Annotated in this window: 20 protein-coding genes; 12 read left to right on the top strand and 8 right to left on the bottom strand. The window is 68.6% G+C overall.

Annotation, left to right across the window (positions count from 1 at the left end; genetic code table 11):
- Window positions 1-120 precede the first annotated feature (120 nt).
- On the top strand, window positions 121-1734 hold the full coding sequence (locus tag GPX89_RS37460) for a carboxylesterase/lipase family protein (RefSeq protein ID WP_157392502.1): 1614 nt from the start codon (window positions 121-123) through the stop codon (window positions 1732-1734).
- A gap of 16 nt (window positions 1735-1750) precedes the next feature.
- On the opposite strand, the gene GPX89_RS37455 is transcribed toward GPX89_RS37460, so the two are convergent.
- Both GPX89_RS37455 and GPX89_RS37450 read right to left on the bottom strand, forming a co-directional pair.
- Window positions 1751-2617 (bottom strand): Fpg/Nei family DNA glycosylase, encoded by an 867-nt coding sequence (locus GPX89_RS37455; protein WP_328602754.1) that lies wholly within the window; start codon window positions 2615-2617, stop codon window positions 1751-1753.
- Between the two features lie 53 nt (window positions 2618-2670).
- Window positions 2671-3333, bottom strand: a complete 663-nt coding sequence (locus GPX89_RS37450; protein WP_157392501.1) for a nitroreductase family protein — start codon at window positions 3331-3333, stop codon at window positions 2671-2673.
- A gap of 69 nt (window positions 3334-3402) precedes the next feature.
- On the opposite strand from GPX89_RS37450, the gene GPX89_RS37445 reads away from it, so the two are divergent.
- Window positions 3403-3789, top strand: a complete 387-nt coding sequence (locus GPX89_RS37445; RefSeq protein WP_328602753.1) for a winged helix-turn-helix transcriptional regulator — start codon at window positions 3403-3405, stop codon at window positions 3787-3789.
- Here the strand turns inward: GPX89_RS37445 and GPX89_RS37440 are convergent.
- Both GPX89_RS37440 and GPX89_RS37435 read right to left on the bottom strand, forming a co-directional pair.
- Window positions 3774-5384: an AMP-binding protein gene (locus tag GPX89_RS37440; protein ID WP_157392500.1), complete on the bottom strand. Its 1611-nt coding sequence runs from the start codon at window positions 5382-5384 to the stop codon at window positions 3774-3776. The two genes, GPX89_RS37445 and GPX89_RS37440, sit on opposite strands and share 16 nt — an antisense overlap.
- A 98-nt stretch (window positions 5385-5482) precedes the next feature.
- The gene (locus GPX89_RS37435; RefSeq protein WP_157392499.1) at window positions 5483-6388 is read right to left on the bottom strand and encodes a LysR family transcriptional regulator; all 906 of its coding nucleotides are present in this window, start codon (window positions 6386-6388) and stop codon (window positions 5483-5485) included.
- 79 nt (window positions 6389-6467) lie between these two features.
- Here GPX89_RS37435 and GPX89_RS37430 point away from each other — a divergent pair, with 79 nt between their 5' ends.
- Together GPX89_RS37430 and GPX89_RS37425 are read left to right on the top strand one after the other, a co-directional pair.
- Window positions 6468-7145, top strand: a complete 678-nt coding sequence (locus tag GPX89_RS37430) for an SDR family oxidoreductase (protein ID WP_157392498.1) — start codon at window positions 6468-6470, stop codon at window positions 7143-7145.
- Window positions 7142-7693: an ester cyclase gene (locus GPX89_RS37425; RefSeq protein ID WP_157392497.1), complete on the top strand. Its 552-nt coding sequence runs from the start codon at window positions 7142-7144 to the stop codon at window positions 7691-7693. Before GPX89_RS37430 ends, GPX89_RS37425 begins: the two co-directional genes overlap by 4 nt.
- Here the strand turns inward: GPX89_RS37425 and cobF are convergent.
- Entirely contained in the window at window positions 7690-8454 is a 765-nt protein-coding gene (gene cobF, locus GPX89_RS37420; RefSeq protein ID WP_328602752.1) for a precorrin-6A synthase (deacetylating), read from the bottom strand. The genes GPX89_RS37425 and cobF overlap by 4 nt on opposite strands.
- Window positions 8455-8474: 20 nt before the next feature.
- On the opposite strand from cobF, the gene GPX89_RS37415 reads away from it, so the two are divergent.
- From GPX89_RS37415 to GPX89_RS37395, 5 genes are all read left to right on the top strand, one after another.
- Complete coding sequence (locus GPX89_RS37415; RefSeq protein ID WP_328602751.1) at window positions 8475-9281, top strand: thymidylate synthase; 807 nt, start codon at window positions 8475-8477, stop codon at window positions 9279-9281.
- Window positions 9282-9351: 70 nt separating this feature from the next.
- Window positions 9352-9837, top strand: a complete 486-nt coding sequence (locus GPX89_RS37410) for a dihydrofolate reductase (protein WP_328602750.1) — start codon at window positions 9352-9354, stop codon at window positions 9835-9837.
- Between the two features lie 113 nt (window positions 9838-9950).
- Window positions 9951-10277: a cupin domain-containing protein gene (locus GPX89_RS37405; RefSeq protein WP_157392495.1), complete on the top strand. Its 327-nt coding sequence runs from the start codon at window positions 9951-9953 to the stop codon at window positions 10275-10277.
- A gap of 61 nt (window positions 10278-10338) precedes the next feature.
- Entirely contained in the window at window positions 10339-11349 is a 1011-nt protein-coding gene (locus tag GPX89_RS37400) for a Dyp-type peroxidase (RefSeq protein ID WP_157392494.1), read from the top strand.
- Between the two features lie 16 nt (window positions 11350-11365).
- Complete coding sequence (locus GPX89_RS37395; RefSeq protein WP_157392493.1) at window positions 11366-12163, top strand: family 1 encapsulin nanocompartment shell protein; 798 nt, start codon at window positions 11366-11368, stop codon at window positions 12161-12163.
- A 23-nt stretch (window positions 12164-12186) separates the two neighbouring features.
- Here GPX89_RS37395 and GPX89_RS37390 read toward each other — a convergent pair whose 3' ends face one another.
- The gene (locus tag GPX89_RS37390) at window positions 12187-13173 is read right to left on the bottom strand and encodes a GlxA family transcriptional regulator (protein WP_328602749.1); all 987 of its coding nucleotides are present in this window, start codon (window positions 13171-13173) and stop codon (window positions 12187-12189) included.
- A gap of 136 nt (window positions 13174-13309) precedes the next feature.
- Here GPX89_RS37390 and GPX89_RS37385 point away from each other — a divergent pair, with 136 nt between their 5' ends.
- Window positions 13310-13900, top strand: a complete 591-nt coding sequence (locus GPX89_RS37385) for a cysteine hydrolase family protein (protein WP_157392492.1) — start codon at window positions 13310-13312, stop codon at window positions 13898-13900.
- Between the two features lie 73 nt (window positions 13901-13973).
- Window positions 13974-14372 (top strand): DUF4870 domain-containing protein, encoded by a 399-nt coding sequence (locus GPX89_RS37380; RefSeq protein ID WP_157392491.1) that lies wholly within the window; start codon window positions 13974-13976, stop codon window positions 14370-14372.
- Window positions 14373-14437: 65 nt separating this feature from the next.
- Here the strand turns inward: GPX89_RS37380 and GPX89_RS37375 are convergent, their stop codons facing one another.
- Both GPX89_RS37375 and GPX89_RS37370 read right to left on the bottom strand, forming a co-directional pair.
- Window positions 14438-15808, bottom strand: coding sequence for a serine hydrolase domain-containing protein (locus GPX89_RS37375; protein WP_157392490.1), 1371 nt, complete (start codon window positions 15806-15808; stop codon window positions 14438-14440).
- Window positions 15809-15878: 70 nt separating this feature from the next.
- On the bottom strand, window positions 15879-16910 hold the full coding sequence (locus GPX89_RS37370) for a zinc-binding dehydrogenase (RefSeq protein WP_328602748.1): 1032 nt from the start codon (window positions 16908-16910) through the stop codon (window positions 15879-15881).
- A 112-nt stretch (window positions 16911-17022) separates the two neighbouring features.
- Between GPX89_RS37370 and GPX89_RS37365 the strand changes: the two genes are divergently transcribed.
- Entirely contained in the window at window positions 17023-17655 is a 633-nt protein-coding gene (locus GPX89_RS37365) for a TetR/AcrR family transcriptional regulator (protein ID WP_328602747.1), read from the top strand.
- Window positions 17656-17677: the final 22 nt, after the last annotated feature.

Here is a 17677-nt window from a genome sequence, read left to right as displayed (position 1 = left end):
GAGTTCTAGAACTCTTGATCCCTGGGCCGCCCCTGATGGGGCGGCCCAGGGGCCAGTTTTTTCGAGGTCCCGGGGGCCCGAGGGCTCCCGGTGTGATGGCCGCCACCGTACAGTCGATGAATGGTGGCAACGACAGACATCACGACAGCGGACGGTGTGGTCCGCGGGCTTCGGGGCCGCCGCGTTTCACGCTGGCGGTCCATTCCTTTTGCGGCTCCTCCGATCGGAGAGTTCCGCTTCCGCGCGCCGCAGCCGGTGCAACCGTGGAGCGGGGTGCGTGACGCCACCGACTTCGGTTATGCCGCAATGCAACACCGCGACGGGGCACGGATCGGACCGCGGCAAGCGCAGTCGACGGGCGAGGACTGCCTGACGCTGAACGTCACCGCACCGAACCAGCCGTCGTCGACACCGCGCCCGGTGATGGTTTTCATCCACGGCGGCGGCTACATGATCGGAACCTCCGCGCTGCGACTGTATTCCGGTGCCCGGCTGGCGCTGCGCGGTGACGTGATCGTGGTGTCGATCAACTACCGGCTCGGCGCGTTCGGATACGTCGATTTCGGCGAATACTCCACGCCCGACAGCCAATTCGACTCCAACCTGGGCCTGCGCGATCAGGTCGCGGCCCTGGAGTGGGTACAACGCAATATCGGGGCGTTCGGCGGTGACCCGAACAATGTCACCATCTTCGGCGAATCCGCGGGTGCGCACGCGGTGCTCGCGCTCATGTGCACACCCGCCGCGGCTGGCCTGTTCCATCGCGGCATCGCCCAGAGCGCGCCCGCGGACTGGGCTCCGACCCGGGACGAGGCGCGGCTGTTCGCCCGCCGCTGCCTCGACGAACTCGGCGTCGATCCCGCGGACGCGGCCAAGGCCCTGCGCGACGCCCCCGCGAACGACCTTCGCAAGGCCGTCGACCACACCGTCTCCAAGGTGATGCACGAGCAGCCCGGCCTCTTCCCGGTCGCGCCGACGGTGGACGGCGACTACCTGCCCACCGCGCCCATCGCCGCCTTCACGAACGGGACCGCGCACCGGGTTCCGCTCATCATCGGGACCAACCGCGACGAGGCCACCCTCTTCGTCCGCTTCGACGACACCCTCCCCACCACCCCCGACCGCATGCGCTGGCTGTTGCGCCACGTCGATCAGGCCCTCAGCGAGGGCGGCGACAGCCCCATCTTCACCAAGCTCGGCCAGACCATGCCGACGTCGGAGGAGCGCCTGCACGAGGCCCTCGCCGACTACGGCGTCGCCATCGAATCCCGTGTCGCCGCGGCCTATCCCGGCTTCCCCGGCAAGCGGGCGACCGTGCGCATGGGCGGCGATTTCACCTTCTGGCGTCCGTCGGTGCGAGTCATGGAGGCGCACAGCAAGTTCGCCCCGACCTACGCCTACCGCTACGACTTCGCCCCGCGCGCGGTCCAATTGGCGGGTTTCGGCGCGACCCACGCCTTGGATCTGATCCCGGTCTTCGGCGCGGTGGACTCGGTCTTCGGTCGCGCGATGACGAGCGCGGGCGGTCATCGGGCCTTCCGCGAGGTCTCCCACCAGTTCCAGGACAATTGGCTGTCCTTCGCGAAAACCGGTGCTCCCCTGCCGAACTGGCTCCCCTACACCGAGGACCAGCGAGCCACCCTCATCATCGATTACCCGTCCCGCATCGAGAACGACCCCGAGCGCGTCAAACGCCTGGCCTGGCAGGGGGTCCGCATCCCGGCCCTCACCTGAGCCGAGACCATCGCCGCTATTTGAGCAGGCGGGACATGCGACGGTCGGCGAGGATCTTGCCGGAGGTCTGGCAGGTCGGACAGTACTGAAAGGACTTGTCGGCGTAGGAGACTTCGCGGACGGTGTCACCGCAGACCGGGCAGGGCAGGCCGGTGCGGGCGTGGACCTGGAAACCGGAACGCTTCTCGCCCTTGAGGCGGGCGGCGTCCTGGCCCACCGAGCGCTGGATGGCGTCCGAGAGGGTGGCCCGCATGGCGGAGTACAGGCGGGCCGCCTGTTCGGCGTCCAGCGTGCCCGAATTCGCGAACGGGGAAAGCTTTGCGGTGTGCAGGATTTCGTCGGAGTAGGCGTTGCCGATGCCGGCCAGCAGGGTCTGGTCGGTGAGGGCGTTCTTCACTCTTTGCGAGGTGCTGTGCAGGATCTCCGCGAATTCGGGTTCGCTCACCGCGAGGGCGTCGGGGCCGAGGCGGGCGATGCCGGGGACGGAGAGCGGATCCTCGGTCACCCAGACGGCCAGCCGCTTCTTGGTGCCCGCCTCGGTGAGATCGAAGGCGGGCGTTGCCCCTTCTGGGGTGAAGAAGTGCACCCGCAGCGCGAGCGGCCCCTTCCCCGGCTTGGGCGGGTTCGCCGCGGGCTCGTCGATCCACCGCAGCCAGCCACCGCGCGACAGGTGCGTGATCAACCACAGCCCGCCGCACTCCATCCCCAGATGCTTGCCCCAGTGCCCCACCCCGGTGACATCGCGCCCCTGCAGTGCGGTCACCGGCGGATCGAAGGTTTTCAGCACGCTCAGCGCCGCCACATCGACCCGCCCGACAACCGCACCCACCGCATGCTCGGCCAGGAACTGCTCGAGCGCCACGATTTCTGGCAATTCAGGCACAACCGCAGCCTACCGACCAGGACCGACACTGTCCTTCCAGCGCCGATGGCGAGTCAGTTACCCGATTCGGGGCGGGGTCCGGCGAAGGTGTCGCGGAAGACATTGCGGTCCGATGCGCGGCGGCCCGGGTGGCGGCGGGTTTCGGCGGGGTGGCCGACGGACACGAGCAGGGCGATGGCGAGGTCGTCGCGGTCCGCTATGCCGATGACCTTCTTGACCTTGGCCTCATCCCAGCCGTTCATGGGCGAGGTGGCCAGGCCGAGTTCGGTGGCGGCGAGCATGACGTAGGTCGCGGCGATCATGGCGTCCTTGACCGCGTACTCGCGCAGCAGGTCGCGTTCGGCGAGGCCCTGCTGGAATTCGGTGGAAGCGGCGGCGAATCCGGCGATGAACTCGTCGTTCCAGGCGTGATTGCGGCGGGCCAGGTCGAAGATGTCGGTGCGGTCGTTCTTCCAGGCGTGCGGTTCGGCGACGAAGACCAGGGTGACGGGGGCCTCCTGCGGCTGCGGTTGGCCGCCGGTGGCCCAGACCAGGCCCTCCCGCACGGCCGGGTCGGTCACCACGACCACCGACCGGTCCTGCAGATTCCAGCTCGAAGGGGCTTCCATGGCGAGTTCGGTCAGGGTGTCGATGTCCTGCGCGGCAACCGGATCGGGCAGGTAGTGGCGGACGGTGCGGCGGGTGCGGATCGCGTCGGCGACGCTCATCTGTGTCATGCCACTAACTATTGGAGAGTGACACTCTTTTCGGAAGACAGCACTAATTAGTGCGCTACTCTCCTAGAGGTGACAACCGTCGAATCCTCCGGCCTCCCCGCCGATGTCTACTCCGCCAAATGCCCCACCCGACAGGTCCTCGACCACATCGCGGGCAAATGGACCGTGCTGGTGATCGATTCGCTGCTGCAGCAGGGCACCATGCGCTACACCGACCTGTCCCGCCGCATCGGCGGGGTCTCCCAGAAGATGCTCACCCAGACCCTGCGCAGCCTGGAGTCCGACGGGTTCCTCACGCGCACGGTGCATCCCACGATTCCGCCGCGCGTGGAGTACGAACTGACCCCGCTCGGCCGCAGCCTGGCCGAACCCATTGCCGCCCTGCGGGTGTGGACCGAGCGGCACATCAACGAGATCGAACAGGCCAGGGACCGAATCGCTCAGTCGCGGAACTGATTCCGCAGCAGGTAGCGCTGCACCTTGCCGCTGGGGGTCTTGGGGAGTTCGGGGACGAAGTGGATGCGGCGGGGGTAGACGTGCGCCGCGAGTTTCTGTTTCACCAGTCGCTGGAGATCGGCCGCCAGCGCGTCGCCGGGTTCGATGCCGGGTGCGGTCACCGCGATCGCGATCAGGACCTCGCCGCGCAGCTCGTCGGGCACTCCGATGACGGCCGCCTCCGAGATGGAATCGTGGCTGGTGAGAACGCTTTCCACCTCGAAGGGGCCGATGCGGTAGCCGGCCATGAGGATGACGTCGTCGTCGCGGGAGGCGAAGGTCAGATACCCCTCGGCGTCACGGGAGGCGACGTCGCCGGTGAGGTACCACTTGCCGTCCGCGGTGAAGCGGGACGCGCTGGCCTCGGGGGCGTTGCGGTAGCCGCGGAAGGTGAGCAGGGGGCTGTCGGTGGCGATGGCGACACGGCCGGGTTCGCCGGGCGCGGCGAAGTCCTCGGAGTCCAGGGCGAGGATCTCGACGGTGTAGCCGGGCATCGGGTGACCCATGGAACCGATCTTGATGTCGGCGCGCAGATCCGGATGCCAGGCATTGACGACGGTCATGCCGGTCTCGGTCTGGCCGTAGTGGTCGCGGATCTCCACGCCGAGAGCCTGTTTCGACCAGGTGATGACATCCGGGGTCAGCGGTTCACCGGCCGAGGAGATGCGGCGCAGCGAGATGCCCTCGGGCACCGGGCTGTTGCGCAGCGCGCGGAAGACCGTCGGAGCGGCGGCGAAATTGGTGACGCCGAACTCGCGCAGCACCCGCCAGGTGAGGGCCGGGTCGAAGGGCGCGCACACCAGCAGGCTGCGCTTGCCCTTCGCCATCGGCGCGAGGATGGCGATGTAGAGCCCGTAGGCCCAGCCGGGATCGGCGATGTTCCAGAACACGTCCCCGTCGGCGTAGTCGATGCCGTATTCGAGGTACATGACCACGCCGGCCATGCCGCCCAGGCGCATGGGCACGGCCTTGGGCGTTCCGGTGGTGCCGGAGGTGAACAGTTCGACCAGCACCCCGTCACCGCCGATGGTGACGGATTCCGGTGCGGGGCCGGTGTTTTCGAGCAGGTCGGCGAAGCGCACGTCGTCGCCCTCGGGCTCGCCGGTGGTGATGACCCGCCACTCGCGCTCGGCCGGAAGATCCTCGCCCGGCGCGAGTTTGGCTCGCTGCGCGCCGTCGGTGATGACGAACTTGGTGCCGTTCCCGGTGACGCGCATGGCGATCGCACCGGGCGCGAAGGCCGTGAACAGCGGGACGTGGACCGCCCCGAGCCGCCAGATCGCCAGCAGCGCGATCACCAACTCCTGCGACTTGCCCATCAGCGTGGCAACCCGATCCCCTTGCACCACACCGAGTTCCGTGAGCGCTGCGGCGACCCGCTCGGATTTCTCCCGCAACTCGCCGAAGGTCACGTCGACACTGCCCAGATCGGACCCCACGAAGGTGAAGGCGACCGCGTCGGCGGGATGCCGGTCGCACAGCAGCTCGGCGGCGTTGGCGTCGGGCGCGCCGTACTCGTCACGGAGTTGTCCGGCCCGCTGGATCGGAGTTGTCATGCAGAACCTCCACACGCGAGGGGGCCACAGCCACCCAACCTCCGGCTGTGACCCCGCTACATCAGTTGACCCGACTATTGACGCTCCGCCAGTAACAGTCAAGGGGTGAGTTTCGCCCTGATCGACGGGTGCACGGGCACTCCGCGATCGACGACGTCGGAAACGAAGCGGCGCACGAGCAGGTCGGCGGGGGCCCCGATCAGGCAGACGAGATCGCGAGACACGATGGGGTGCAGGCGCTTCAGGGTCCCGGGCAGACCGGGGCCGAGGGCCGAGACGGGGACCAGCGCGATCCCGAGTCCGGCGGCGGCGAGCTGCGCCGCGGTGGCCGCCTGCCGGGTGCGCATGACGGGGTCGAGCGTGACGCCGTGCCCGGCGGCCTGGGCGTCCAACCAACCGGCGAGTCCGTTCTCGGGGTGGTAGTGCACCAGCGGCCGATCACGCAGGTCCTCGAAGCCGAGCCGATCACGGTGGGAGAGCGGGTGATCGGCGGGCAGGACGGCCACGACCTCCTCCACGCCGATGAGTTCGGACGCACCGGTCCAGCGGGTCGGCCGGGGACCCAGCGCCAGGTCGGCGGTTCCGGATTCGATGTGGCGGACGAGGTCGTCGGCGCTGGCGGCCTCGGTCAGCATCACCTCCACCCCGGGCCGGCGGCGCAACCAGTGCCGCAGCACCGGGGCGAGCAGGCTCGCGGTCAGGCTCTCCGCGCAGGCCAGTCGCAATTGACCGCCCGCGCCCCGCGCCGCGGCCCGGCCGCCGTCGACGACACGGGTGGCCGCGGCCAATGCCGCACGGGCGTCGGCCTCGACGGCGCGCCCGATGACGGTGGCCCGCACCCCGCGCGGCAGTCGTTCGAGGACCGGCGCACCGATCTCGCGTTCGAGCGCGGCGAGTTGATGCGACAGCGCCGGTTGCGACATGTGCAGGGCCTTGGCCGCGTCGGTGATCGACCCGGCGTCCAGGACGGCGATCAGGCACTCCAGGGCACGCAGCGTAGGCATTCGAAAATCTTATGGCAACGATCGAAAACCTTCATTCCACGAAGGGATTATCCGTTGCCGGGGCGATGCTGAACCGGGCATGACGACAACACTGCAAGACCAGACAACACTGCAAGACAAGACGATGGTGATCATCGGAGCCGGATCGGGGATCGCCCGTCGTATCGCCGAGGACGCGACAGCACAAGGAGCCCAGGTGATTTCGGTGGGCCGCTCCGAGGTGGACCTGGCCGACGAGGCGACCGTGCGAGCCTTCGCCGAACGGGTCGGCCAGCTCGACTACCTGGTCTCCCTGGCCGCCGACCACGCCAACGGCCCCGTCACCGAATTGGACCGCGCCGCCGTGCACCGCGCCTTCGACGCCAAGGTGATCGGACCGATCCTGCTCGCCAAGCACTTCGCTCCCCGCTTCCGCCCCGGCGGCGCGATGCTGCTGTTCTCCGGCGTCGCCGCCTGGCGCCCCGCCCCGGGGCGCACGGTGATGGCCACCACGAACGCCGCGGCCGCCACCCTCGCCGAAGCCCTCGCGGTCGAACTCGCACCGGTCCGCGTCAACGCGATCTCACCCGGCATCGTCGACTCGGGCGCCTGGGACGGCCCCGGCAAGGAGGCGTTCTTCCAGGCCGTAGCCGAGCGCAATCCGGCACACCGGGTCGGAACACCGTCCGATATCTCCGCCGCTGCACTGCTGGCACTGACCAACCCGTTCCTCACCGGCGCCACCCTGCATGTCGACGGCGGCGGGAGACTGGCATGAGAATCGCTGTTTTCCTTTGCGCCGCGCTGATTCTCACCGGCTGCTCGACACGGTCCGCGCACCCGGCCGACCCCGTCGACCGATCCGGCGACCTGGTCGTACCGCTGGCGGTGCACGTCGACGGCGGACTCGGCACCGACCGGGCCGCACGGGAAGTCCATGTGGCACAGCTGCTGTACACGTTCTGGAATACCGGGAACACCGACTACCTCGACCGGGCGATCACGCCGTCGTTCCGCGACAACACGCTCCCGGCCGGGCGACCGCAGGGACCGACCGGCCCCGCGGTGGCATCGAAAGCCTTCCGCGCCGCCGTACCCGACCTCACGTGCGAGCTCTCGGACCTCTATGTCACCGGGGATACCCTCACCGCGCGGCTGGTCTTCCGAGGCCACTTCACCGGGGTCTACGACGGCGCCCGAGGTGCCGGTCAGCCCGTGGAATTCGACGCGATCGATCTGCAGCGCCTCGGCGGTGACCACACCCTGATCACCGAGGACTGGCACCTCGAGGACAACCTCGCCTTCCTGCGCCAGATCGGCCGCTAGAGCCCGGGGCGCAGCAGGTAGATGTCCATGATCCAGCCCTTGGCCTCACGCAATGCGGCTCGGCGGCGGGTGATTCGGCCCTCGACCACCCGCAGCGGGCCCTCGATGACGACTTCGTCCGGCATGCCCAGATAGGCGCCCCACCAGATGTAGACGTCATCGCCGGGGACCTGGGTGAACGAGCAGTCGCCGTCCAGCATCACCAGCGTGGACTGCCCGGCGGTCAGGCCCTCGTCGCGCAGTCTGCGTCCGGTGGTGATGTGCAGGGGCTCGCCGATCTCGTGCAGGACCATGCGATGCGCGGCGGCGAGCGCCTGCACGCTGGTGATGCCCGGAATCACCTCGTAGTCGAAGGAGATTCGCTCGCGTTCCAGGACCCGTTCCACGATGCGCAGGGTGCTGTCGTACAGCGACGGGTCGCCCCAGACGAGAATGCCGCCGACGCCGTCGGTTTCGGCGAAGGCCCGCTCCAGCAGCTCGGCTCGCGCCTCGTGCCAGTCGGCGACCGCGCCCTGGTAGGCGGCGTCCGCGCCGCTGCCGGGCACGGTCCGGTCGCGCGGCGGGTCGACGATCTCTACGATCGTGTGCGGCTGCCGCGCGTGCTCGGCCAGGATGGCGGCGCGCACGTCTACCAACTCCTGTTTGTCGGCCCCCTTGCCGATGACAAAAAACACGTTTACCTGGCGCATCGCCTTGATGGCCTGCACCGTCACCTGGTCCGGGTCCCCCGCCCCGATTCCGATCACAAACAACTTCCGCACGGTGCGTAAGCTTGCCAGGCGTGGAGAGCGCCCGAGATACCCAGTACGAGGACCTGCTCCGACTGGTCCTGGAGTCCGGTACCCCCAAGGCGGATCGGACGGGTACCGGCACCCGCAGCATCTTCGGGCATCAGCTGCGTTACGACCTGTCGCAGGGCTTTCCGCTGATCACCACCAAGAAGGTGCATCTCAAGTCGATCGTCTATGAGTTGCTGTGGTTCCTGCGCGGCGACTCGAACGTGAAGTGGCTGCAGGAGCACGGCGTCACCATCTGGGACGAATGGGCCGACGCGAACGGCGAGCTGGGCCCGGTCTACGGCGTGCAGTGGCGGTCCTGGCCGACGCCGGACGGTACCCACATCGATCAGATCTCGCAGGTGCTGCAGACGCTGCGCACCGATCCGGATTCGCGGCGCATCATCGTCTCGGCGTGGAACGTGTCGGAGCTGAACAAGATGGCGCTGGCCCCCTGCCACGCCTTCTTCCAGTTCTACGTGGCCGACGGCAAGCTGTCGTGCCAGCTGTACCAGCGCAGCGCGGACCTGTTCCTGGGTGTGCCGTTCAATATCGCCAGCTACGCGCTGCTGACCCACATGGTGGCGCAGCAGACCGAACTGCAGCCGGGCGAGTTCATCTGGACCGGCGGCGACGTCCACATCTACGACAATCACCTCGCCCAGGTGCGCGAGCAGCTGACCCGCGAGCCCTATCCGTTCCCGAAGCTGCACCTGCGGCCCACCACTTCGCTGTTCGACTACGAATACGAGGACGTGGAAATCCTGGATTACCAGCACCATCCGGCGATCAAGGCTCCGGTGGCGGTATGAGTGGTCAGGGCCGGAGGCGGCAGCGAAGCGTAACCATGGAGGCCCCCGGCTCATACCAGGTGGGCACAGCGTGAGCCGGACGATCGGGCTGATCTGGGCGCAGACGCCGAAGGGAATCATCGGGCGGGACAACGCGATTCCGTGGCGCGTGCCCGAGGACATGACGCACTTCAAGGACGTCACCTGGGGGCATCCCGTGGTGATGGGCCGCAAGACGTGGGATTCGCTGCCGCCGCGCTTCCGGCCCTTGGAGGGCCGCCGCAATATCGTCGTGACCCGGCAGGCCGACTGGTCGGCCGAGGGCGCTGAGCGGGCCGGTTCGCTGGCCGAAGCCCTCGAGATGACCGGCGACAGGTCGGTGTGGATCGCCGGGGGCGGTGAGATCTACCGTGCGGCAATGCCTTTCGCCACCGAGCTGATGGTCACCGAGGTGGAGGCCGACGTCGACGGCGACACCCTGGCCCCGGTCATCGACCCGGAGTGGCAGGCCGACGAGGACGATTGGCGGGAGTCTTCGAAGGGGCTGCGCTACCGCTTCCGCCGTTATACGCGGTAAGTCCGATAACGCGGCTATCCCACCTCCGGCAATTCCTGTACACACGCCTCGAAACCGCCGATCCGTCCGGTCGCGTCCGGCATACTCAGCGATACTCCGGCGAAAGGCAGTCCATGGACAAGAAATCGCTGACCGCGGTCGCTCGCCAGCAGCTGAAGCTGGCGGCCACCGCTTCGAGCGGACGCAGCTCGATGACCGTCTGCGGCGGTCACACCCACAGCCTGCGTCAGACGGTGATCGCCATGACGGCCGGACAGACCCTGGCCGAGCACGAGAATCCCGGCGAGGCCACGCTGGTGGTGTTGAGCGGCGTGCTGGTCCTGATCAGCGGCACCAATGAGTGGAAGGGATCGGCGGGCGACCTGATTGTGATCCCCAACGCGCGCCACAGCGTCAAAGCCATCGATGACGTGGCATTTCTGCTGACCGTGGCCAAGTAGCCCGCGGACACGGGGCCACCGGTCGAATCCGCTGTCAGGGCCGGGGCCTAGGCTGGTGATCATGGTTGAGCCACAGCCGATCCTCGACCCGCTCACGCCGGCCGCGATCTTCCTCGTCGCCACGATCGACGAGGGCGGTGAGGCGGTCACGCGGGAGTTGCTCGCCGACCTGCCCGGATTGCGGCGCTCCGTCGGATTCCGGGTCCCCGGTTCCGGTCTCGCGTGCATCGCCGGCATCGGGTCCGAGGCTTGGGATCGCCTCTTCTCCGGGCCGAAACCCGCACAGTTGCACGAGTTTCCGGGGTACCAGGGTGAAAAGCATCAGGCTCCGGCCACGCCGGGGGACCTGCTGTTCCACCTCAAGTCCGAAACCCAGGACGCCGCCTTCGAATTGGCGATGAAGATCGGCGAGCGGCTGGCCGGTGCGGCCACCATCGTGGACCAGACGGTGGGCTTCCGCTACTTCGAACAGCGCGATCTGCTCGGCTTCGTCGACGGCACCGAGAATCCGGAGGGTCAGCTCGCCGCCATCGCCGCGCTGGTCGGTGACGAGGATCCCGAATTCACCGGCGGCAGTTATGTCATCGTGCAGAAGTACCTGCACGATCTGGACTCCTGGAAGGCGTTGTCGACCACCGAGCAGGAAAAGGTCATCGGGCGAACCAAACTCGACGACTTCGAGCTGCCCGATGCCGACAAGCCCGCGAATTCCCATGTGGCCGTCAACGATCAGGACACCAACGGCAATATCGTGCGCGCGAACATGCCGTTCGGGTCGGTCAAGGACGGCGAATTCGGCACCTATTACATCGCTTACGCCGACGACCCGGCCATTACCGAGAACATGCTGATCCGCATGTTCCTGGGCAGCGCCGACGCGGCCTACGACCGGATCCTGGATTTCTCCACCGCCGTCACCGGCACCTCGTTCTTCGCGCCGGCCGCAGGGTTTTTCGACGCGCTGCCGGACCCGCCCGCTCCGGCGGCTGCGGTAGCGCGGGAATCTCTGGAAACCAATGGCGTTGTGTCCGGGGACGGGTCCCTGGGCATCGGGTCGCTACGGAACCGTTGAAAGGACGGAACTGCGCATGAACAACCTGCACCGCGAACTGGCCCCCATCACGTCCGAGGCCTGGTCGGCCATCGAGGACGAGGCAACGCGAACCTTCAAGCGGCACATCGCGGGTCGTCGCGTGGTGGACCTGTCGGGTCCGCACGGCACCGACTATTCCGCGGTCGGCGTCGGCCGCACCGCCGCCATCAACTCCCCCGGTGACGGCGTGCAGGCCCGCCAGCGCGTGGTGCTGCCGCTGGTGGAGCTGCGGGTGCCGTTCGCGCTGTCGCGCGACGAGCTCGACAATGTGGAGCGCGGGGCCCGCGACACCGATCTGGACGCGGTGAAGGAAGCCGCCAAGAAGATCGCCTTCGCCGAGGACCGCGCCATCTTCGAGGGCTATCCGGCGGCCGGGATCACCGGCATCCGCTCGTCCACCTCGTGTGAGCCGGTGAAGCTGCCGGGCGATCCGCGGCTGGCGCCGGAGGCGGTCGCGCAGGCGCTGAGCAAGCTGCGGCTGGCCGGTGTGGACGGCCCGTACTCGGTGCTGCTGTCGGCGGATCTGTACACCGCCGTGAGCGAGACCTCCGACCACGGCCACCCGATCCGCACCCACATCGAGCGGCTCATCGACGGCGAGATCATCTGGGCTCCGGCCATCGACGGCGCGTTCGTCTTGTCCACGCGCGGCGGCGATTTCGATCTCCAGCTGGGCCAGGACCTGTCGATCGGCTACCTGTCCCACGATGCGGAGACGGTGCAGCTGTACTTCCAGGAGAGCCTGACGTTCCTGGTGTACACGGCCGAAGCGGCGGTCGCCCTCGAGGCGTGATCGGGCGAGCCCTCGAGGCGTGATCAGTTGATCCGGAAGCGGTTTCGATACTCCGTCGGCGTCGTGTCCAGCGTGCGCCGGAAGGCCCGGGTGAGGGTGTCGGTGGTGTTGAAACCGCACAGGGTCGCCACCCGTTCCAGGGTGTTGTCGGTCGTCTCGAGCTGATTGCGCGCGAATTCGACCCGGGCGGACTCGATATAGGCGGCCGGGGTGGTGCCGAGATCGGTCTTGAAGATGCGCGTCAGCTGCCGCTCGCTGACGTGCGCCTGCTCGGCCAGGTCGCCGACCGTGAGCGGCTTCGCGATATTGCGGGTGATGTAGTGCCGCAGGTCATCGATGCGCCGGGTGGTCGAGATCGGTTCCAGGGACACGCTGAACTGGCTCTGCCCGCTGGGCCGTTTCAGGAACATCACGAGCTGCCGCGCCACCCGCAGCGCGAGCGCGTCGCCGAAATCGTCGGCGACGAGGGCGAGCGCCAGATCCAGGCAGGCGGTGAGTCCCGCACCGGTCCAGACGTTCTCGTCGCGGATGAAGATCGGGTCCGCGTCCACCTCGATGGCGGGATGCTCGGCCGCCAGCTGCTGCGCGGTCGACCAGTGGGTGGTGGCGCGCTTGCCGTCCAGCAGTCCCGCCTCGGCGAGGATGTGCGCGCCCACGCACACCGAGGCGATCCGGCGGGTATGCGCGGCCAGCCCGCGCACCCGCTCGACGACCGCCGGATCGCACAGCGCTCGTACGCGACCGTCGGCGTCCATCTCGACCGCGCCCGGGACCACCAGCGTGTCGATCCCCCGCTCGGCGATCTCGGCGAAGGTGACGTCGGGCAGCACCCGCACCCCGGCGGAGGTGGTCACCGGGTCGAGGGTCTCGGCGGCCAGCACCACGTGATAGCCGGTCTCCCCGTTGATCTCCCGCTGCAGCAGCGCGAAGACCTCCGGCGGTCCGGTCACATCCAGCAGGTCGACGCGGTCGAACAGCACGATGACGACGAATCGTTCGATGGGGGCCACGGCTCTCCGTCCGGTCGTTCAGGGCATGTCCGGATCTGCAGGTTACATGACATTTCCGACACGCCCGTCGGCCCATAGCGTGGACAACGTCCACCGCACCCGGCGGTTCGGACCATCGACTTCCGGAGGAAATCCCATGTCCGCCACCACTTTGCGCGAACTCAGCGGCCTCGACCAGACCCCGGCCACCCTCGCCGACGCCACGCTGATCCTGGTCGACTATCAGAACACCTACACCCGGGGCGTCATGGAACTGACCGGCTGGCAGCCCGCCCTGGAGGCGGCCGCCGACCTGCTGTCCCGCGCCCGCCGGGCGGGCACGAAGATCATCCACGTCATGAACGACGGCGGCGTCGGCACGCCCTACGACATCACCGCCGAGATCGGCCGGATCCACCCGCGCGTGGCTCCCCTCGAGGGCGAAACCGTTGTCGTCAAGACGGTTCCGAACGGCTTCGTCGGCACCGACCTCGCCGACCATGTCGATGCCGCGGGCCACGAGAACCTCCTCATCGCGGGCTTCATGACCCATATGTGCGTCACCTTCACCGCCGAAGGCGCCTTCCTGCGCGGCAATCGCCCCACGATCGTCGCCGACGCCTCCGCCACCCGGCCCCTGAAGTCCGCGGCCGGCGCGGTCACCGCGGCCCAACTCCACGACAGCGCCCTCGCCACCATCGCCGACCTCTACGGCGTCGTCGTCGCCTCGGCCTCCGACGTGAAGTGATATGAGCTATCGCCCGATGGTTCGCGCCGAAAGTTGGGATCGGTAGGAGACGCGTGCGGCATCTACTTGCCGCATGACATTTTCTCAACCTCCCGCGAACCCTCCTCAGTCCTCCGGCTTGGACAAGAAGACCAGTGCGATCCTGTCCTACGCGCTCGGGTGGGTCACCGGCATCATCTTCCTATTCGTGGGAAAGAACGATCCCGACGTGAAATTCCATGCCTCGCAATCGATCGTCTTCTTCGGGGCGGTGTCGGTCGTGAATATCGTGCTGAGCATCGTCGGGGGCCTGCTCGGATCCCTGGGGATCATCTTCAGCCTCGCCGGACTCTTGGTCGCGGTCTTCGCGCTCGTCATCTGGATCATGGCCATGGTCCAGGCGAACAACACCGGCGGCGTCCGCGCGGAGCTGCCCGTCGTCGGGAAGTACACCGCCCCGTACGCCGATCGGCTGGCCGCCTCGGTCAAGTAACTGCGCCGCCGAAGATCGACGGCCCGGGGCCCGGCCCCGGGCCGTTGTTCGGTTGTCGACAGGGGTCAGGGCTGGCGGGGCATGGCTCGGCTGGTGTGGAGGTAGCGGGCTGCGGGCCGGCCGTCGCCGTCGATGAGGGCGTAGACATTGTGGCGGCCGCGCACGGGGTGGGCGGCGATCAGCGCGTCGGGGCGCAGGCGCAGCAGTTCCATGCGGCCCGGGGAGGGCGCCAGGGCGGCTTCTTCGGTCAGGGGGGTGGTGGTGAGCCAGGCTCGGCCGTCGGCGTCCACGTCGATGGCGTGCTCGACCATGGCCGAGCGGTAGCGTCCGCTGACCAGTGCGGCGTCGATCGGTTCGGGGCGGGCCGGGGGTACGGCGCGGGCGGGGAGGCGAACGCCGGCGTGCACCCACAGCAGATCTCCGACCAGGTCCTGGAACAACGCGAAGGTGTCACCGCCATTGGCCAGCAAGGCGATTGCCACACCGGCGGCGGGGGCTATCCGCAGGAACGCGGTCTGGCCGACGGTGCTGCCGTCGTGGCCGTACAGGCCCGTTCCGGCCGGATCGAACAGCTGCCAGCCCAGGCCCCAGTGGCTGCCGTACCCGATATCGGGCACTGCCACCTCGGGCCGGGTCATCGCGGCGACTTCGGACTCGGCGAGCAAGGGCAGGCCCGCCGCGGTGCGGCCGCCGGACAGGTGCAGCCGGGCGAATCCCATCAGGTCGCGCGCGGACATGGCCAGCCGCGCGCCCGCCGGGGCATTGGAGGCCGGGAGCGCCCAGACCGGCGTGGGTTCCGAGCCGTTGCCGGACGCGGACGCGAAATGCCCCACCGCGGCGCGGAACAGGATCGCCTCGTCGGCGTCGGCGGCCACCCTGACCAGCCCGAGCGGGGTGGCCAGCCGTTCCCGCAGCACCGCGTCGAAAGGCTTGCCGCGCAACACTTCCACGATCCGGCCGAGCAGGACGTAGCCGCTGTTGCAGTAGGAGAACATGGCGCCCGGCCGGTGCACCTGCACGGCGTCGGCGATGGCGGGCACGAACTTCTCCACCGCGTCCGTGCCGCGCCCGGTGTCGAGGAACAGGTCGCCGTCGATTCCCGAGGTGTGGCTGAGCAAGTGGCGAACGGTGACGGCCGCCGCCGCGGCCTCGTCGCGCAGCCGCAACTCCGGCAGGTACCGCCGCACCGGCGCATCCAGCTCGACCCGCCCCTCCGCGACCAACTGCATGATCAGCGTCGCGGTCCACGGCTTGGTGATCGAGCCGATCTGGAACACCGAATCCGTCGTCGCCGCAACACCGGTCGCGGTATTGAGCACCCCCGCCGCCGCGTCGGTGACGTCCCCGCCGATCAACACCGCCACCTGCGCACCGGGAACCCCGTGCTCCGCGATCAGATCGGCCAGCCGGCGCTCGAGGTCGACGACAAACGGCATGGGAGCTCCTTCACCTGTCACAGCCCCTCGATACTCGGCCCCGCGACAGAGCGAGAGAGGGCACCGTAGGTTAGGTCGATCGGAGCGCCGATGTCGAGGTCGAATCCGGGGCCAGAGCGAGCTTGCCCACGGTGGCGCGGTTTTCGAGTTCGGCGAGCACCTTCGATCCGTCGGCCAGGCGGTGGACGGCCGGGTCGACCGGGGTGATCACACCGGTGGCGACGAGCGCGGACAGCTCGCCCATGAGCTCGCCGAAGACCGCGGGGGCGGACCCGATGAGCACACCGATATTGAGGCCGATCAGCTGAACCTGATGCTCGAACACCAAGTCCCGGTTGGTGATCGAGGCGTCGCCGCCGGCGGTTCCGTAGACGACGACACGGCCGGTCACGCGTTTCGCGACGGCCAGGCTCGCCGCGAACGTCTCGCCACCCGCCGATTCCAGCACCAGATCGACACCGGCACCGCCGGTCAGCCGGAACACCTCCGCGGCCAGATCGGCGGCGCGCGAATCGAGTACGTGATCGGCGCCGAGCGCGCGCACGGCGTCGTGTTTGGCGGGTGACGCGGCCGCGAGCACGATCGCACCGTAATGCTCGGCCAGGATCACCGCGGCCCGGCCGGTCGCTCCAGCGGCGGCATGAATGAGCACCGTCTCCCCGGACGCGATGCGGCCCAAGGACTTCAGGGCGGCCAGCGCGGTAGGCCAGTTGATTCCCAAACCCAGGACCTGCGCGTCGGTCCAGCCCGGCGGGACCGGCATGGCGGCCGCGGCGGGGAGTGTCGCGTACTCGGCGAACGCCCCGCCCCGCATGTCCACGCCGACGACATGCGTACCGAGCGGCGGGAATTCGACCCCCTGCCCGATCGCGACCACCTCACCCGCGGCTTCGATGCCCGCCACGTAGGGCGGCCGGGGTCCGCCGGGGTAGGCGCCGTGGGCCTGCATGAGGTCGGCGTAATTGACGCCCGCCGCGGTGACCCGGATCAGGATTTCACCGGGACCGGGTCCGGGCACCGGTGCGTCGGTGACCGGCCGCAGGTCACCGGGACCGTTCAGGGACATCTGCCGCAGGGCGAACATGGTGGCGGGAAGGTTCACGGGACACCGCTCCTAATTTCCGATCGAACGACAAGAAAACCCTGTCACTCCTGTTCGAACGACGTCAAGGTATATTCGATCGAACGACAAAGAATTCTCTGGAGGTGCGACGGTGGCAGGGCGAGGCAGGCCGCGCTCGTTCGATCGCGACGCGGCGCTGCGTTCCGCGCTGGATCTGTTCTGGGAGCACGGCTACGAGGGAACCTCGATCAGCGATCTGGCCGCGGCCATGGGCATCGCCTCGGCCAGTCTCTACGGCAGCTTCGGCAGCAAGGAGGCGCTGTTCCGGGAGACCATGGCGCTCTACGGCGCGACTTCGGGTGCGCCGCCGCGGCGCGCGCTGGCCGAGCAGCCGACCGCGCGCGAGGCGATCCACGCCATGCTGCGGGCGACCGCCGACGAGATCACCCGGCCCGATGCCCCGCCCGGCTGCATGCTCGTCCTCGCCGCTCCCACCGGTGCGGTCGAAAACCATTCCGTACGAGAGTTTTTGGCCGATATCCGGCGCGACCAGCACGACACCATCGCCGATCGACTACGCCGCGGCATCACCGAGGGCGATCTCGCCGTGACCGCCGATCGCGTCGAGGCCGTCGCCCGCTACTACACGACAGTGGTGCAGGGCATGTCCATTCAGGCGCGCGACGGCGCGACGCGCGCCGATCTCGAATCGGTCGTCGCCTGCGCGATGGCGGCATGGGACACGCTCACTTCCCGCGAGCCACTTCGGCGCGGGGTACCGTGACCCCGCAGTCGGTTTCGGGAGG

The organism is Nocardia terrae, assembly GCF_009760405.1.
In the GTDB taxonomy this organism is placed as follows: Bacteria; Actinomycetota; Actinomycetes; order Mycobacteriales; family Mycobacteriaceae; genus Nocardia; species Nocardia terrae.
Note: the sequence above shows the minus strand (reverse complement) of the source record. Positions and strands in the feature narration are given on the sequence as shown.

Bases quoted from the DNA above. Each gene is read 5' to 3' on its own strand.
- GPX89_RS37460 (WP_157392502.1), top strand. From the start codon at position 121: ATGGTGGCAACGACAGACATCACGACAGCGGACGGTGTGGTCCGCGGG.
- GPX89_RS37450 (WP_157392501.1), bottom strand. From the start codon at position 3,333: ATGACACAGATGAGCGTCGCCGACGCGATCCGCACCCGCCGCACCGTC.
- GPX89_RS37440 (WP_157392500.1), bottom strand. From the start codon at position 5,384: ATGACAACTCCGATCCAGCGGGCCGGACAACTCCGTGACGAGTACGGC.
- GPX89_RS37435 (WP_157392499.1), bottom strand. From the start codon at position 6,388: ATGCCTACGCTGCGTGCCCTGGAGTGCCTGATCGCCGTCCTGGACGCC.
- GPX89_RS37430 (WP_157392498.1), top strand. From the start codon at position 6,468: ATGACGACAACACTGCAAGACCAGACAACACTGCAAGACAAGACGATG.
- GPX89_RS37425 (WP_157392497.1), top strand. From the start codon at position 7,142: ATGAGAATCGCTGTTTTCCTTTGCGCCGCGCTGATTCTCACCGGCTGC.
- GPX89_RS37405 (WP_157392495.1), top strand. From the start codon at position 9,951: ATGGACAAGAAATCGCTGACCGCGGTCGCTCGCCAGCAGCTGAAGCTG.
- GPX89_RS37400 (WP_157392494.1), top strand. From the start codon at position 10,339: ATGGTTGAGCCACAGCCGATCCTCGACCCGCTCACGCCGGCCGCGATC.
- GPX89_RS37395 (WP_157392493.1), top strand. From the start codon at position 11,366: ATGAACAACCTGCACCGCGAACTGGCCCCCATCACGTCCGAGGCCTGG.
- GPX89_RS37385 (WP_157392492.1), top strand. From the start codon at position 13,310: ATGTCCGCCACCACTTTGCGCGAACTCAGCGGCCTCGACCAGACCCCG.
- GPX89_RS37380 (WP_157392491.1), top strand. From the start codon at position 13,974: ATGACATTTTCTCAACCTCCCGCGAACCCTCCTCAGTCCTCCGGCTTG.
- GPX89_RS37375 (WP_157392490.1), bottom strand. From the start codon at position 15,808: ATGCCGTTTGTCGTCGACCTCGAGCGCCGGCTGGCCGATCTGATCGCG.